Annotated in this window: 10 protein-coding genes and 1 pseudogene; 3 read left to right on the top strand and 8 right to left on the bottom strand. The window is 71.1% G+C overall.

The window, feature by feature from the left end:
• Positions 1-27: 27 nt before the first annotated feature.
• The 5 genes from aceE to OHN74_RS10995 form a co-directional block, all read right to left on the bottom strand.
• Positions 28-2,730, bottom strand: a complete 2,703-nt coding sequence (gene aceE, locus OHN74_RS11015) for a pyruvate dehydrogenase (acetyl-transferring), homodimeric type (RefSeq protein WP_327694365.1) — start codon at positions 2,728-2,730, stop codon at positions 28-30.
• A 283-nt stretch (positions 2,731-3,013) separates the two neighbouring features.
• A complete protein-coding gene (locus OHN74_RS11010; RefSeq protein ID WP_164324286.1) occupies positions 3,014-3,637 on the bottom strand; it encodes a GntR family transcriptional regulator in 624 nt (207 codons plus the stop codon).
• A gap of 248 nt (positions 3,638-3,885) precedes the next feature.
• Positions 3,886-5,694 carry a 2-oxoglutarate dehydrogenase, E2 component, dihydrolipoamide succinyltransferase gene (gene sucB, locus OHN74_RS11005; RefSeq protein ID WP_327694364.1) on the bottom strand — a complete coding sequence of 603 codons (1,809 nt, stop codon included), beginning with the start codon at positions 5,692-5,694 and terminating at the stop codon, positions 3,886-3,888.
• 58 nt (positions 5,695-5,752) lie between these two features.
• Positions 5,753-7,141 (bottom strand): dihydrolipoyl dehydrogenase, encoded by a 1,389-nt coding sequence (gene lpdA, locus OHN74_RS11000; RefSeq protein ID WP_327694363.1) that lies wholly within the window; start codon positions 7,139-7,141, stop codon positions 5,753-5,755.
• Positions 7,142-7,434: 293 nt separating this feature from the next.
• Positions 7,435-8,955 (bottom strand): leucyl aminopeptidase, encoded by a 1,521-nt coding sequence (locus tag OHN74_RS10995; RefSeq protein WP_327694362.1) that lies wholly within the window; start codon positions 8,953-8,955, stop codon positions 7,435-7,437.
• A gap of 201 nt (positions 8,956-9,156) precedes the next feature.
• On the opposite strand from OHN74_RS10995, the pseudogene OHN74_RS10990 reads away from it, so the two are divergent.
• Positions 9,157-9,531, top strand: a pseudogene (locus tag OHN74_RS10990) (hypothetical protein); the annotation flags it as partial.
• 1,553 nt (positions 9,532-11,084) lie between these two features.
• A complete protein-coding gene (locus OHN74_RS10985) occupies positions 11,085-11,735 on the top strand; it encodes a spherulation-specific family 4 protein (RefSeq protein WP_327694361.1) in 651 nt (216 codons plus the stop codon).
• A 20-nt stretch (positions 11,736-11,755) separates the two neighbouring features.
• On the opposite strand, the gene OHN74_RS10980 is transcribed toward OHN74_RS10985, so the two are convergent.
• A complete protein-coding gene (locus tag OHN74_RS10980; RefSeq protein WP_443060366.1) occupies positions 11,756-12,583 on the bottom strand; it encodes an adenosylcobinamide-GDP ribazoletransferase in 828 nt (275 codons plus the stop codon).
• A gap of 89 nt (positions 12,584-12,672) precedes the next feature.
• On the opposite strand from OHN74_RS10980, the gene OHN74_RS10975 reads away from it, so the two are divergent.
• The gene (locus OHN74_RS10975; RefSeq protein ID WP_327694360.1) at positions 12,673-13,437 is read left to right on the top strand and encodes a hypothetical protein; all 765 of its coding nucleotides are present in this window, start codon (positions 12,673-12,675) and stop codon (positions 13,435-13,437) included.
• On the opposite strand, the gene OHN74_RS10970 is transcribed toward OHN74_RS10975, so the two are convergent.
• The gene (locus tag OHN74_RS10970; protein ID WP_327694359.1) at positions 13,335-14,075 is read right to left on the bottom strand and encodes a hypothetical protein; all 741 of its coding nucleotides are present in this window, start codon (positions 14,073-14,075) and stop codon (positions 13,335-13,337) included. The two genes, OHN74_RS10975 and OHN74_RS10970, sit on opposite strands and share 103 nt — an antisense overlap.
• Before the next feature lie 36 nt (positions 14,076-14,111).
• Complete coding sequence (locus OHN74_RS10965; RefSeq protein WP_327694358.1) at positions 14,112-15,881, bottom strand: phosphatidylglycerol lysyltransferase domain-containing protein; 1,770 nt, start codon at positions 15,879-15,881, stop codon at positions 14,112-14,114.

Genomic DNA, 15,881 nt, shown 5'->3' with positions numbered 1-15,881 from the left:
GGGCGGGCGGGTGGGCAAACCCGCCCCCTACAACCCGTACCGCTCCCGCGCCTCCTTCACCGCCGTCGCCTTGACTTCGCCCCGCCGGGCCAACTGCGCCAGCGCCGCCACGACGATCGACTCCGCGTCGACCCCGAAGTGTCGGCGTGCCGCGGCACGTGTGTCCGACAGGCCGAATCCGTCCGCGCCCAGTGACGAGTAGTCCTGCTCGACCCACTGGGCGATCTGGTCCGGCACCTGACGCATGTAGTCGGACACCGCCAGCACCGGCCCCTCGGCCCCCTGAAGGGCCTGACGGACGTACGGCACCCGCTCCTCGCCCCGCAGCAGCGCCGCGTCGGCGTCGAGGGCGTCGCGCCGCAGCTCCGTCCAGGACGTCGCCGACCAGACATCCGCCGCCACACCCCACTCCTCGGTGAGCAGCCGCTGCGCCTCCAGGGCCCAGTGGATCGCCGTACCGGAGCCGAGCAGCTGGATGCGCGGCGCGTTGGCGACCGGTGAGAGCCCCGCCGACTCCGCCGTGTTGAAGCGGTACAGGCCCTTGACGATGGCCTCGTCGAGCCCTGGGGCCGACGGCTTCGCGGGCTGCGGGATCGGCTCGTTGTAGACGGTCAGGTAGTAGAAGACGTTCGGGTCCTCGCCGGGCGCCGTCTCGCCGTACATGCGGCGCAGACCGTCACGCACGATCACCGCCACCTCGTACGCGAAGGCCGGGTCGTACGACAGCGCGGCCGGGTTCGTCGCGGCGATCACCGGGGAGTGGCCGTCCGCGTGCTGGAGGCCCTCGCCCGTCAGCGTCGTACGGCCGGCCGTCGCGCCGACCAGGAAGCCGCGGCCGAGCTGGTCGCCGAGCTGCCACATCTGGTCGGCTGTGCGCTGCCAGCCGAACATCGAGTAGAAGATGTAGAACGGGATCATCGCTTCGCCGTGCGTCGAGTACGACGTCGACGCGGCGATGAAGTCCGCCATGGAACCGGCCTCGGTGATCCCCTCGTTGAGGATCTGGCCGTCCTTGGCCTCCTTGTAGTACATCAGCTGGTCGCGGTCGACCGGCTCGTACGTCTGGCCCTTGGGGGAGTAGATCCCGAGGGAGGGGAACAGCGACTCCATGCCGAAGGTGCGTGCCTCGTCGGGGACGATCGGCACCCAGCGCCGACCTGTCTCCTTGTCGCGGACCAGGTCCTTGACCAGGCGTACGAAGGCCATCGTCGTCGCCACGTTCTGCGAGCCGGAGCCCTTGTCGAACGAGGTGAACGCCTTCTCCGCCGGAGCGGGGAGAGGGGACAGCGGCTGGGTACGGCGGGCCGGGGCCGGGCCGCCGAGGGCCGCGCGGCGCTCCTGGAGGTAGCGGACCTCGGGGGAGTCGGCGCCCGGGTGGCCGTAGGGAACCACACCGTCGACGAACTGCGCGTCGGAGATGGGGAGTTCGAGCAGATCACGCATCTGCTTGAACTCGTCCACCGTCAGCTTCTTCATCTGGTGGTTGGCGTTCTTCGACGCGAAGCCCTCGCCCAGGGTGAAGCCCTTGACCGTCTGGGCCAGGATGACCGTCGGCGCGCCCTTGAACTCGACCGCCGCCTTGTAGGCCGCGTACACCTTGCGGGACTCGTGACCACCGCGCGAGAGGTGGAAACACTCCAGGATCCTGTCGTCGCTCAGCAGCTTCGCCATCTCGGCGAGCGCCGGGTCCTTGCCGAAGAAGTCGGCGCGGATGTAGGCGGCGTCGCGCGTCTGGTACGTCTGCACCTGGGCGTCCGGAACCTCGCGGAGCCTGCGTACGAGCGCGCCCGTGGTGTCGAGCTGGAACAGCTCGTCCCAGGCCGTACCCCACAGGGTCTTGATCACGTTCCAGCCGGCGCCCCGGAACTGTGCCTCCAGCTCCTGCACGATCTTGAAGTTCGCGCGGACCGGCCCGTCGAGGCGCTGCAGGTTGCAGTTGATGACGAAGGTGAGGTTGTCCAGGCCCTCGCGGGAGGCGAGCGCGAGGGCGGCTGTCGACTCCGGCTCGTCCATCTCGCCGTCGCCGAGGAACGCCCAGACGTGGGACGCGGAGACGTCCTTGATGTTGCGGTTGGTGAGGTACCGGTTGAAGCGTGCCTGGTAGATCGCCGACAGCGGGCCGAGGCCCATCGACACCGTCGGGAACTCCCAGAGCCAGGGCAGCCGGCGCGGGTGCGGGTAGGACGGCAGGCCGTCGCCGCCCGACTCGCGGCGGAAGTTGTCGAGGTGGCCCTCGTTCAGGCGGCCGTCGAGGAAGGCGCGGGCGTAGATGCCGGGGGAGGCGTGGCCCTGGATGTACAGCTGGTCACCGGAACCGTCGCCCTCCTTGCCTCGGAAGAAGTGGTTGAAGCCGGTCTCGTACAGCCAGGCGGCCGAGGCGAAGGTGGCGATGTGGCCGCCCACGCCGTGTTTGCTGCCCCGGCTCACCATGGCCGCCGCGTTCCAGCGGTTCCAGGCGGTGATCCGGTGCTCCATCGCCTCGTCGCCGGCCGCCGAGGGCTCGGCGGCGGTGGGGATGGTGTTGACGTAGTCCGTCTCCAGGAGCTTGGGCAGCGCGATGCCGTTGCCCTCGGCGCGCTCCAGTGTGCGGCGCATCAGATACGCGGCACGGTGCGGCCCGGCCGCCTTGGTGACCGCGTCCAGAGAGGCCTGCCATTCGGCGGTCTCTTCGGGGTCGCGGTCGGGAAGCTGGTCGAGCTCGCTCGGCTGGATGGCCTTGGGGTCGGTCATGTCGCCGCCTTCCTCAGTCGAAGGGGGTTCCCTCGTCGGTAAGGGTTCGGGGGTGCCCTTGGTCTTTGGCAGGACAGGGCTGCGGACCCTTGGCGGTGTCGATTTTGTGGCTCCGCCTCGGGTCCTGTCGGCGACTCTAACTCGCTGATCGATGATCGATCAAAGGGTTGAGAGGCAAAACCTCTTGATCACGAGAAAGTAGGCACGGGGTGCCTTTCAGGCGGGCACGGGGTGCCGTGTTTTTGGCCGTTTTCCCAGGTGAGCGGCTGCGGGCTCGGCTGCCTCAGGGGCGCGGCGCGCAGCCCAGCACATGGGCCTTCACCAGCTCGGCGATCCGTGGATCCCGGCGGCGGAACGCGGCGACCAGCTCCTCGTGCTCCTCCGCGTACGACTGCTGGACCGTCCCCAGCCAGCGGATCGACAGGGCTGTGAACACCTCGATGCCCAGCCCCTCCCAGGTGTGCAGCAGCACCGAGTTCCCGGCCGCGCGCACCATCTCGCGGTGGAACCCCACGGTGTGCCGGACCTGGCCCGTTCCGTCCGACGCTCGGTCGGCCTCGTACAGGGCGGCGACATGCGGTTCGAGGGCCGAGCAGTCGTCCGCCAGCTTCCCGGCCGCCAGCTCCGCCGCGATGGCCTCCAGACCGGCCCGGACGGGATAGCTCTCCTCCAGGTCGGCGGCGGTCAGATTCCGTACGCGTACGCCCTTGTTGGGGGCCGACTCGATCAGCCGCAGCGACTCCAGCTCCCGCAGCGCCTCCCGTACGGGGGTCTGGCTGACCTCCAGCTCGGTCGCGATCCGACGCTCGACGATCCGCTCGCCCGGCTTCCAGCGCCCACTGACGATCCCCTCCACGATGTGCTCGCGGATCTGCTCGCGCAGCGAGTGGACGACGGGCGCGGTCATGAGGGCTCCTTGAGGGAGGGGCTTCGGCCCCAGGGGCATTGACCTATAGACAATACGGCCGCGTCCCTGCCCAGAGGGGTTCCGGGCGTGAGTGCGGCCGAACGTGAGACGAGCGTTACAGACCGGACAGGGCCCACGCCACAGCACGTACGGAGGTCCGGGGGGAGAAAGCGGAGGGGAAACGACGGTGCCCCGTCCGGAGGACTCCGGACGGGGCACCGTCGTACACGTACAAGCCGGGCGGCTGGTTACAGGCCGAGCTCGACCTCGAACTCGCCCGCCTCCAGGATCGCCTTGACGGCCGTCAGGTAACGGGCCGCGTCGGCGCCGTCGACCAGGCGGTGGTCGTAGGACAGGGTCAGGTACGTCATGTCGCGTACGCCGATGACCGTGCCCTCCTCCGTCTCGATGACCGCAGGGCGCTTGACCGTCGCGCCGATGCCCAGGATCGCGACCTGGTTCGGCGGCACGATGATCGTGTCGAAGAGCGCGCCGCGCGAGCCGGTGTTGGAGATGGTGAAGGTCGCGCCGGACAGCTCGTCCGGGGTGATCTTGTTGGCCCTGACCTTGCCCGCGAGTTCGGCCGTCGCCTTGGAGATACCGGCGATGTTGAGGTCGCCCGCGTGCTTGATGACCGGGGTCATCAGGCCCTTCTCGGAGTCCACCGCGATACCGATGCTCTCGGTGTCGAAGTAGGTGATCGTGCCCTCTGCCTCGTTGATCCGGGCGTTGATGACCGGGTAGGCCTTCAGCGCCTGGGCCGCCGCCTTCACGAAGAACGGCATCGGGGAGAGCTTGACGCCCTCGCGCGCCGCGAAGGAGTCCTTCGCCTGCGCGCGGAGCTTCATCAGACGGGTGATGTCGACCTCGACGACCGAGGACAGCTGCGCCTGCTCGCGCAGCGCCTTGACCATGTTGTCGCCGATGACCTTGCGGATGCGGGTCATCTTGACCGTCTGGCCACGCAGCGGCGAGACCTCCAGGACGGGGGTCTTGCGCGCCGTGGAGGCAGCCGGGGCGGCAGCGGCAGCAGCGGGCGCCGGAGCAGCCGCAGCGGCCTTCGCGGCCTCGGCGGCGGCCAGGACGTCCTGCTTGCGGATACGACCGCCGACGCCGGTGCCCTTGACGGTGCCCAGGTCGACGCCGTTCTCGGCGGCGAGCTTGCGCACCAGCGGGGTGACGTAGGCACCGTCGTCACCGGAGGTGGCGGCGGGCGCGGCGGCGGCAGGAGCCGGGGCGACCGGCGCGGGCGCCGGGGGAGCGACCGGAGCCGCGGCCTTGACCGGAGCCGGCGCGGGCGCCGGAGCGGCCGGGGACACGGGGGCCGGGGGCGCGACGGGCGCGGCCGGGGCCACCGGAGCGGGCGCCGGGGCAGCGGCGGCGGGCGCCGGAGCCGGGGCGGCCGGAGCCGGAGCAGCCGCCGGAGCGGCACCTGCGGCGCCGATCACGGCCAGCCTGGCGCCGACCTCGGCCGTCTCGTCCTCGCCGACCACGATCTCCAGGAGTACACCGGAGACGGGCGACGGGATCTCGGTGTCGACCTTGTCGGTCGACACCTCCAGCAGCGGCTCGTCGGCGTCGACGCTGTCGCCGACCGACTTCAGCCAGCGGGTGACGGTGCCCTCGGTGACGCTCTCACCGAGAGCGGGGAGGGTGACGTCGGTGCCACTGGCGCCACCGGCAGGGGCGGCGGGGGCAGCCACGGGAGCCGGGGCGGCGGGGGCGGCCGGCGCCTCGGCCACGGGGGCCGGGGCAGCCGGAGCTGCCGGAGCCGCGACGGGCTCGGCGGCCGGGGCCGGGGCGGCAGCGGGGGCGCCGCTGCCGTCGTCGATGAGGGCCAGCTCGGCGCCGACCTCCACGGTCTCGTCCTCGGCGACCTTGATGGAGGCGAGGATGCCGGAGACGGGCGAGGGGATCTCGGTGTCGACCTTGTCGGTCGACACCTCCAGCAGCGGCTCGTCGGCCTCGACGCGCTCGCCCTCGGCCTTCAGCCAGCGGGTGACAGTGCCCTCGGTGACGCTCTCACCGAGCGCCGGAAGGGTTACGGAAACCGCCATGGTTTCGGTTGCTCCTTACGAATTGCGGAAGTCTGTGTCGTCGTCCGTCGACCGAGGGTCAGTCGTGGGAGTGCAGCGGCTTGCCGGCCAGGGCCAGGTGGGCCTCGCCGAGCGCCTCGCTCTGCGTCGGGTGGGCGTGGATGAGCTGCGCGACCTCGGCCGGCAGCGCCTCCCAGTTGTAGATCAGCTGGGCTTCGCCGACCTGCTCGCCCATGCGGTCGCCGACCATGTGGACGCCGACCACGGCACCGTCCTTGACCTGGACGAGCTTGATCTCGCCCGCGGTCTTGAGGATCTTGCTCTTGCCGTTGCCCGCGAGGTTGTACTTCAGAGCGACGACCTTGTCCGCACCGTAGATCTCCTTGGCCTTGGCCTCGGTGATGCCCACGGAGGCGACCTCGGGGTGGCAGTACGTCACCCGGGGCACGCCGTCGTAGTCGATCGGGACGGCCTTCAGACCGGCCAGACGCTCCGCCACCAGGATGCCCTCGGCGAAGCCGACGTGCGCGAGCTGGAGCGTCGGGACGAGGTCACCGACGGCCGAGATGGTCGGCACGTTCGTCCGCATGTACTCGTCGACCAGGACGTAACCGCGGTCCATCGCGACGCCCTGCTCCTCGTAGCCGAGGCCGGCCGAGACCGGGCCGCGGCCGACGGCGACGAGCAGCACCTCGGCCTCGAACTCCTTGCCGTCGGCGAGGGTGACCTTGACACCGTTCGCGGTGTACTCGGCCTTCGAGAAGAAGGTGCCCAGGTTGAACTTGATGCCGCGCTTGCGGAACGCGCGCTCAAGAAGCTTGGAGGAGTTCTCGTCCTCGAGGGGGGCCAGGTGCTTGAGGCCCTCGATGATCGTGACGTCCGTACCGAAGGACTTCCACGCGGACGCGAACTCGACGCCGATGACACCGCCGCCGAGGACGATGGCCGACTCCGGCACCCGGTCCAGGACGAGGGCGTGGTCCGAGGAGATGATCCGGTTGCCGTCGATCTCCAGGCCCGGCAGCGACTTCGGCACGGAGCCGGTCGCCAGCAGGACGTGGCGGCCCTGGATCCGCTGCCCGTTCACGTCGACGGAGGTGGGGGAGGAGAGTCGCCCCTCACCCTCGATGTAGGTGACCTTGCGGGAGGCGACGAGGCCCTGGAGTCCCTTGTACAGGCCCGAGATGACCTCGTCCTTGTACTTGTGGACCGCCGGGACGTCGATGCCCTCGAAGGTGGCCTTCACGCCGAACTGCTCGCTCTCGCGAGCCTGGTCGGCGATCTCGCCCGCGTGGAGCAGGGCCTTGGTGGGGATGCATCCCCGGTGCAGGCAGGTACCGCCGACCTTGTCCTTCTCGATCAGGGCGACGTCGAGCCCCAGCTGGGCCCCGCGCAGGGCCGCGGCGTAACCGCCACTGCCACCGCCGAGAATCACTAGGTCGAAAACGGTGCTGGCGTCGTTCGCCACGTCACGTCCTCCATGCATTGCGCCGTACGCCGGTCGTCAGTGACCGGGCGGCGGCTGGTGTCCGGCCGCTCTTTCTTCGGCCCTGTGGTGGGGGCCCTATCCTGCCGAGGCCATCTTCGCACTTGTCGGGCGTGGACGAGACGCCGGGTGACTGTGAGAGACGCCCCACCCGACAGGGGCGCGACAAGCCGCACACGACCCGCACTCGCGATACGACGCGCACGACCGACCCGATAGGCCGTGACGGGACCTCGGCACTACCCGCACGCGAGGTCCCGTCACCAGAAGCACCTTCAGCCCAGATCGCCGACGGCGGTCAGCTCGGCCAGCCGCACCAGCGTACGAACCGCGGTCCCGGTACCGCCCTTGGGTGTGTAACCGAAAGGCCCGCCCTCGTTGAACGCGGGCCCCGCGATGTCGAGGTGCGCCCAGGTGATCCCCTCACCCACGAACTCCCGCAGGAACAGACCGGCGACCAGCCCGCCGCCGTACCGCTCACCCATGTTCGCGATGTCGGCCGTGGGGGACTCCATGCCCTTCTTCAGGTGGTCCGGCAGCGGCATCGGCCACGCCGGCTCCCCGACCTCCTCCGCCGCCTCGTGCACCGCGGAGCGGAACGCGTCGTCGTTCGCCATGATCCCGTACGTCCGGTTGCCCAGGGCCAGCATCATCGCGCCGGTCAGCGTCGCCACGTCGACGATCGCGTCCGGCTTCTCCGCCGACGCGGCCCACAGGGCGTCCGCGAGGACGAGACGGCCCTCGGCGTCGGTGTTGAGGACCTCGACGGTCTTGCCGCTGTACATGCGCAGCACGTCACCCGGGCGCGTGGCGGTGCCGGACGGCATGTTCTCGGCGAGCGCCAGCCAGCCGGTGACGTTGACCTGGAGGCCGAGCCGTGCGGCGGCGACGACCGCGGCGAAGACCGCCGCCGCACCGCTCATGTCGCACTTCATCGTCTCGTTGTGCCCGGCGGGCTTGAGCGAGATGCCGCCCGAGTCGTAGGTGATGCCCTTGCCGACGTACGCGAGGTGCTTGCTCGCGGCCTCGTGCGTGTACGTCAGCTTCACCAGCCGGGGCCCGGCGGCGGAGCCGATGCCGACGCCGAGGATGCCGCCGTAGCCGCCCTCCTCCAGCGCCGCCACGTCCAGCACCTCGACCTGGATGCCGTGCTCCTCGGCCGCGGCCTGCGCGACGGCGGCGAAGGCCTCCGGGTTGAGGTCGTTCGGCGGGGTGTTGATCAGGTCGCGGGCGCGGTTGAGTTCCTCGGACACCGCGGTGGCGCGGGCGACGGCCGCCTTGTACGCGGCGTCGCGGGGCTTGCCGCCGAGCAGAGCGACCTCGCCGAGCGCCGCCTTGCCGTTCTTGGCGTCCTTGCCGATCTCCTTGTACGCGTCGAAGGTGTACGCCCCGAGGAGCGCTCCCTCGCCGATGGCGCCGGCGTCGGCGGCATCCTCGATCGGCAGGGCGAAGGCGGCCTTCTTGGCGCCGGCGAGGGTGCGGGCGGCCACACCGGCGGCCCGGCGCAGGGACTCGGCGCCGAAGGTCTCGTCCTTCTCGGGCAGTGCGCCCAGGCCCACGGCCACGACGACGGGTGCCTTGAAGCCGGCCGGGGCGGGCAGCTTGGTCACCTCGCCCTCCGCGCCGGAGGCGCCGAGGGTCCCCAGGACGTCGGCGAGCTTGCTGTCGTACGCCTTGTCCACGGCCTCGGCGCCCGGTGCGACGACCGGTCCCTTGGCGCCCTTGGCGACACCGACGACGATCGCGTCGGCCCGAAGGCCGGGCGCCGCGGCGGTGCTGAGAGTGAGAGCAGTCACGGTGGTGAATTCTCGCTTCCGTCTGAAAACTTCTGTGGCCGAGTGGAATGGGTCGACCAGGCCCGACAAGCGACCCTAAATCCGGCCGTGGGGGAAGGTCCGTACCGGGGGTGGTACACCCGGCACGAGCCTACGCTCGGCGGCCGTGTTCGCTCATTCCTGCGAGCGTTCACCCGGTGGTGGAGTCATGGTCACTTCCCCCCGCAGCAGCCCGACGGCAACCCGAACCTCGCGGGCGACCTCGCCGACAACGGCATCCAGTGGACCGCCTCCGACAACTCCCGTGAGCCGCAGCAGCGTTCGGCGGGCAGCAGCACACTGACCGTGCCCCGCTATCCGATGAACGTGTACTGCAACACGGGTACGAAAGCCGAGATGGCCGACGAGTACGACTGGATCTACGCCTCGGCGGCCGACGGCGGCAGCGGCATCTGCGAGAACAACCCCACGTCCACCTGCCTGGACCAGCCGCTGGACACCGACACCGGCTATCTGTCGTACATCGTCCGGCAGGAGGCGCGCACCGCGCTCGGGCAGGCCATCCCGGGCGACCCGCGTCCGCACTACGCGCACCGTCGAACTGCGCGACCCCTGGTACGAGGCCGTCGCGACGGAAGGAGCCGGCTGGTGAGCGGAAGCGTCTGGATGCCGCCCGGAGCGGGCCCCGGCACGCTCCCGGCCATTCCCCGGCAGCGCACCACCCCCAGCTGGGCGGAGCCCGATCCGATAGACCAACTCGCGGCCCGACTGGACGACTTCATAGCCGCTGCCGTCCACCCGGACGAGATAGCCGCCCTCCTGGAGTCCGACGGACTGTCGGACCACCGGATACGCGAGCGGTACGGCGTCATGAACTCCTTCGCACTCGCCGAGGAGTTGTACGACCGGGTCGAGCGCCGCCATCCCGAACCCGAGGGTCCGGCCCACGACCCCTGGCAGACAGGCCTGTTGGGCTGCCTCCTGAGAGGCGTCGTCTTCGCCCTCCCCGGCCTCGGCCACGTCCTCGGGGCCCCGCTCCTGGCCGGTCCCCGCGAGGGCTTCGGCCTCCCGGCCGGCACCGGCCCGCTCCTCACCGGCGCCCTGGTCGGCTGGACCTGGAACCAGGGCCTGGCCCACCGGGCGTACTCCTGGCTCAGCCTGGGCGACCGCTCGGCGGCTCGACACTCCCTCCTGACCGGCGCTCCCGTCGGGGCACTCCTCGGCTCCCTGGTGGCCCTCTCGGCCATCGGCGCCGCCGGCATCGGCGCGGTCGCCTTCGCCGCAGGCCAGTCCTGCTACCTCGCCGCAGCAACGGCCCTGCTCGTCCTGGGCCGCGAACGCACCCTGCTCGCCGCGCTGTCGCCGATGGCAGCGGGCGCGGTCCTGACGATGATCCGGCCCGTACCGGACGAGGCGAGACTCGCTCTCCTGCTCGGTTCCCTGGCCGTGGTCGTGTTCCTCGCCGTCTTGAAGTGGCGCGGGGAACTGCGCGACAAGCCCCCACTGGGCCGCAGGCGACCAACAACCTCAGGCCCCCGTCTGCCGATTTCTGTCCCGTACGCCCTGTTCGGCCTCGGCAGCGGCGTCCTGGTCCTCTACGCGGCCCTGGGCGGAGCCCCCACAGCCGTAGCGCTCACACTGGGCATGGGCCCCGCCGAACGGCTCCCGCACCGCTTCCGCAGCAACAGCCTTGCCGGACTGCGCTCCACCAGCACGTCAAAGGACTTCTGGCGCACCACAGCAGTCACCCTCATCGAGTGCCTCAGTGCCTCAGTGCCTCAGCGCCCATCTCGCCACCCTCCTCGCCCTCAGCCTCGCCATCTCGGCCCTCTGGCCGCACACTTCAGGCGTGGAAGGCATCGGACTCGTCGGCCTGCTCCTCCTCGGAGTGGTCCTCCGGACGGGCCTGCTCCTGCAGTCCGTCGGAGCCGTCCTCGGCGCGGCAACGGTCTGCTGCGTCGCCGCCCTCGCCCAGCCCCTGGCCCTGGCCCTGGCGACCCACGCGGGCAGCCCGCACTGGGTGGCCCTGACCGTCTACGGGACGGCGGCCGGCGTCCCGGCGGCCCTGGTCGCCGGCCTGCTGGGCCGAGCGACCGCCCACCGCTGAGCAGCAGGATCACCAGTCGAACGGAATGGACAACAACTCCCACATGAGTCCGAGCAGTCTCCTGGTCCCGTACTACGAACACCCGTCCGTCCGCCCCGCCGAATGGGAGGCGATCCTCGCGGCCGCGCCCGGCCTGTACGGGGTGGTCCTGAACCCGGCCAACGGCCCCGGCGACCACCCCGACCCGGCGTTCGCCGACATCGCCGCCCGACTGCGCGCGGCGGGCGTACGAGTCCTCGGGTACGCCGACACCGACTACGCCCGCCGACCGGTCACCGCCGTCATCCGCGACCTGGTCCGCCACCACGACTGGTACGGCGCCGACGGGGCCTTCCTCGACCAGGTCACCTCGGAACCTGACCGGCTCGACCACTACCGGCGACTGGCGTCGGCGGCCTGGGGCGCCGGCCTCCGCACCCTCGCCCTCAACCACGGCGTCCCGCCGCATCCCTCGTACGCCAGGATCGCAGACGTCCTGGTGACCTTCGAGGGCACCTGGGACACGTACCGCACCGAGCCCTCCCATCTCCTGCGCACCCCGGGAACACGCCTGTGCCACCTCGTGTACGGCGTCCCACCGGACACCGACCTCGAAGCGGAGGCCAGAACGCGGGGCGCCACCCTGCACTGCGCGGTGCCCGGCACCGGAGACCATCCCTGGGGAACCCTGCCCCACGCCGTGCCCGTGGACTGAGCGGCCGAGCGGCCGAGTGCTCAGCGCAGTGACAGCACGATCAGCGCAGCCGTCGCCGCCGTTTCCGCGAGGCCGCCGAAGACATCCCCGGTGACCCCGCCGAAGCGGCGCGTGCAGTGCTGCAGGAGCCGTTCTGCGGCGGCACAGCCCACGATGACCGCGCAGGCGGTACGGACGATGTCGAACGCCCCGAAGAAAGCGCCGAAGCCGGCCGCCGCGATCGTCACCAGGACCGCCACCAGCAGCGCCGAGCGCACGGGTACCGTTCCCGCGACCGCCGCCCCCAGTCCCTCGGGCCGGGCGGGCGGTACGCCGGTGCGGGCGGCCAGGGTGAGGGCCAGCCGGGCGGTGGTCGCCGAGACGACGGCGGCGAACGCGCCCCTGGCCCATGAGTCGCCGTACGCCTGCGCGAGCGCGGCCACCTGGGCCAGCAGCACGAACAGGAGGGTGAGCACACCGAACGGGCCGATGTCCGACTGCTTCATGATGCGCAGCGCGTCCTCGGCGGGCTTGCCGCTGCCCAGCCCGTCGGCGGTGTCCGCGAGACCGTCGAGATGCAGCCCCCGGGTGAGGAAGGCGGGCACGGCGGCCGTGGCGACGGCGGCGAGCAGCGCACTGGCGCCCAGGAACAGCAGCAGCAGACCGACCCCGGCGGCGCCCGCACCCACGACCAGACCGGTTACCGGCGCGCACAGCATGCCGCCACGCGCCGCGTCCCGGTCCCAGCGGGTCACCCGCACGGGCAGCACGGTCAGCGTGCCGAAGGCGAACCGGAGCCCGTCGAGGGGGTCGAGGGACGCGAGGGGGTCGGAGGGCCCAGGAGGTTCCGTGGGCGGGGGCGTGGACACCGGCGCAGAGTACCCGGCACGGCGGGGGCGGCCCAGGGCGGGCAGCGAGTGAGCGTCACGAACGGTGCATACCTGGATAAAGTGCACACATGGGTCATTGGCTGGAGCGGAACATCATCGAGCCGGGCAAGCTGCCGCTGCTCCTGGCGCTCACCGCCTTCGTACTGACGTTCCTCATCACCCGGGTCGTCACCCGGATGATCCGCGCGGGCAAGGGGCCGTTCGGCAACGTCAAGGCGGGCGGGATGCACATCCACCACGTCGTCCCCGGCGTCGTCCTGACCGTCGTGGGCGGGTTCGGGGCCGTGGCCAGCGGGCAGCGCGGGTTCGGCGCGGGTCTGTGCGCGGTGCTGTTCGGGATGGGCGCCGGCCTGGTGCTGGACGAGTTCGCGCTGATCCTGCATCTCGACGACGTCTACTGGACCGAGGCCGGCCGGCAGAGCGTCGAGGTGGTGGTGCTGACGGCAGCCCTGGTCGGCCTGGTCCTCCTGGGCTTCCTGCCGTTCGGGGTGAACGACCTCAGCGACGAGGACGTCCAGAACCGGGGTGGGGCCATGCTCAGCGTCGGCGTCAACTTCGTCTTCTCCCTCCTTGCCCTGAGCAAGGGCAAGGCGCGCACAGCGATCTTCGGCGTGATCGTCCCCTTCGTCGCGATCTTCGGCGCAATCCGCCTGGCCCGCCCCGGCTCAGCCTGGGCGAAGCGCTTCTACGGCCGCCGCCCGCGCACCCGGTCCCGCGCCACCCTGCGCGCCTACCGCCACGACCGCCGCTGGGCCGGCCCCCGCCGCCGCATCCAGGACCTGATCGGCGGCAAGCCCGACCCCGCCCCGGCCCGTACCCCCGTGAGCCGGTGACGCGTCGCCGAGACCCCGCACAGGACGAGTACGGCCACGATGGCGGCCAGGTGCTCCTTGCCCGCGAGGTTGTCCTTCAGGATCACCTCCACCACCATCGCGACGACCACCGCACCGGCGCTCATGTACGCCCGGTAGCGCCACCCCAGGAACACGGCGAGGCCCACCACGGCCGCCGACGGGCCGGTGTCCACGACATGCGCGTCCGTGCCGGGCAGCCCCAGGAAGCCCGCCGGGCCCACGGCGATCCCCACGCGCGCGTAGAGCGTGCCGGCGAGGGTGGCGACGTACGCGATGAGGAGGGTGCGCCACCGGCCGAGGCAGATCTCGGCGAGGCCGAAGACGATCAGCAGCTGCGCCAGGGCGCCCCAGACCGGCAGGTCGGGGGCGGGCACGAAGAGGGAGAGCGGCGTGCGCAGAAGGGCGAGGGGGAGAGGGTCCTCGGCGCGGACGGCACCGAGGTCCTGGACCAGCCGGTAGCCCCAGGACTGGTTCTGCGTGAACTGGACGAGCGCGGTCAGGCACACGACACCGAGCGTCATGGGCAGCGCCCGCCACCGCCGCCGGAGCAGGGGTTCACGTACGGCGACGTACAGCCGCCCCCATTCGGCGCGGGCCCAGCGGGCGGCCGTGGTCATCTCCCGAACCTCATCCGTGCGTGCCCGTCCACGTGCTCATCTCTTCGACTCCAGGTGCCTGCGATGCAGCCACTTCGGCAGTCCCGGCGCCTCCAGGAAGCCCTCCGCGCGCGCCGCGGCGATGCCGATGCGCGGCAGGTCCGCGCTCTTCTCGAAGAGCAGGAACCGGGGCTCCCAGATGGGCCGGTACTTCGCGTTGGCGCGGTACAGCGACTCGATCTGCCACCAGCGGGAGAAGAAGCTGAGCAGCGAGCGCCACAGCCTCAGTACCGGCCCCGCGCCGATGCGCCCGCCACGTTCGAAGACGGAGCGGAACATCGCGAAGTTGAGTGAGACCTGAGTGATCCCGATCTCCTGGGCACGCTGGAGAAGTTCGATCACCATGAACTCCATCAGCCCGTTGTCGGAGTCACGGTCGCGCCGCATGAGGTCGAGCGAGAGGCCGTGCGGCCCCCAGGGCACGAAGGAGAGCAACGCTCTCAGCTCTCCCTCCCCATCAGTGCATTCCAGCATCACGCACTGCCCGTCGTCCGGGTCGCCGAGCCGCCCGAGAGCCATGCTGAACCCGCGTTCGGTGGCGCCGTCCCGCCAGTCGTCGGCACGCTGGAGCAGGGACGTCATCCCGTCGGCCGGGATGTCCGCGTGGCGCCGGATGCGCACGGTGTACCCGGCCCGCTTGACCCGGTTGTAGGCCTGCCGGACGGTGCGCATGGCCCGCCCGTCCAGCGTGAACTCGGCAGTCTCGACGATGGCCTCGTCCCCGAGTTCGAGGGCGTCCAGGCCGTGCCGCGCGTACACCGTCCCGGCCTCCTCGCTCGCCCCCATCACGGCGGGGATCCAGCCGTGGGCGCGGGCCTCGGCGAGCCACGGTTCGATGGCGCCGGGCCAGGCCTCCGGGTCGCCGATCGGATCACCGGCGGCCAGGGAGACCCCGCCCAGGGCGCGGTAGGCGACTGCGGCCTTGCCGGTGGGGGACCAGACGACGCTCTTCTCGCGGCGCAGGGCGAAGTAGCCGAGGGAGTCGCGGTCGCCGTTCCGGTCGAGGAGGGCGCGCAGCCGCGCCTCGTCGTCCTCGGTGAGCGGGTCGACGGCACGGCGGGAGCGGAAGGCGGCGTAGAAGACGGCCAGGATCAGCACCGTACTGATGACGTTGATGGTGACGTCGACCCAGTTCGGTGTGGAGATCCCGGCGAAGCCCGTGTCGTCGGCGGCGACGGAGATCAGCCGCATCGTGCCGTAGTTCCAGCGCTCCAGGAACGTCGAACGGTGGCTGTCGTGCGCCTGGTTGGCGACGGTGACCAGAAGCGCGGCGAGGAGCGAGGAGACGAGCAGACCGCCGACCGCGACGGCGGCGGCGAGCCGCGCGTTGGACCGGTCGCCCTTGGCGTAGAACTCGCGCCGCCCGACGGCGAGCGCGGCGACGAAGGCGGCCGTGAGGGCGAGGGAGATCCAGTTCTGCGCGTGTTGCCGGATCTCCGCGAAGAACATGGCGAGCCCGAACAGCAGCAGGAACAGCGTGCTGATCACGATGTTCAGGATCCAGGCGGCCCGTTTGCGGCGCCGCATGGTGATCGCCAGGAACATCGTGAACACACCGGAGGCGAAGCCGGCGGTCAGCAGGTACGGGGTGAAGAAGTTCTCCTCGTTGTGCCGCCGCACGTCGTTCCCGAAAGAGACCCACACCGCGCTGAGGAGATTGACGAAGGTGACGACCCGCAGATACCAGACCGCGAACGCGGCGGCGCGCCGTGAGGCGGTGGTGCTGGCACTTCGCTGAACGTTCGGCGTGAGCCGGGCATCTCCCAT

It is taken from the genome of Streptomyces sp. NBC_00459 (assembly GCF_036013955.1).
Taxonomy (GTDB): Bacteria; Actinomycetota; Actinomycetes; order Streptomycetales; family Streptomycetaceae; genus Streptomyces.
Note: the sequence above shows the minus strand (reverse complement) of the source record. Positions and strands in the feature narration are given on the sequence as shown.

Bases quoted from the DNA above. Each gene is read 5' to 3' on its own strand.
- aceE (WP_327694365.1), bottom strand. From the start codon at position 2,730: ATGACCGACCCCAAGGCCATCCAGCCGAGCGAGCTCGACCAGCTTCCC.
- OHN74_RS11010 (WP_164324286.1), bottom strand. From the start codon at position 3,637: ATGACCGCGCCCGTCGTCCACTCGCTGCGCGAGCAGATCCGCGAGCAC.
- sucB (WP_327694364.1), bottom strand. From the start codon at position 5,694: ATGGCGGTTTCCGTAACCCTTCCGGCGCTCGGTGAGAGCGTCACCGAG.
- OHN74_RS10985 (WP_327694361.1), top strand. From the start codon at position 11,085: ATGAGTCCGAGCAGTCTCCTGGTCCCGTACTACGAACACCCGTCCGTC.
- OHN74_RS10975 (WP_327694360.1), top strand. From the start codon at position 12,673: ATGGGTCATTGGCTGGAGCGGAACATCATCGAGCCGGGCAAGCTGCCG.
- OHN74_RS10970 (WP_327694359.1), bottom strand. From the start codon at position 14,075: ATGACCACGGCCGCCCGCTGGGCCCGCGCCGAATGGGGGCGGCTGTAC.
- OHN74_RS10965 (WP_327694358.1), bottom strand. From the start codon at position 15,881: ATGGGAGATGCCCGGCTCACGCCGAACGTTCAGCGAAGTGCCAGCACC.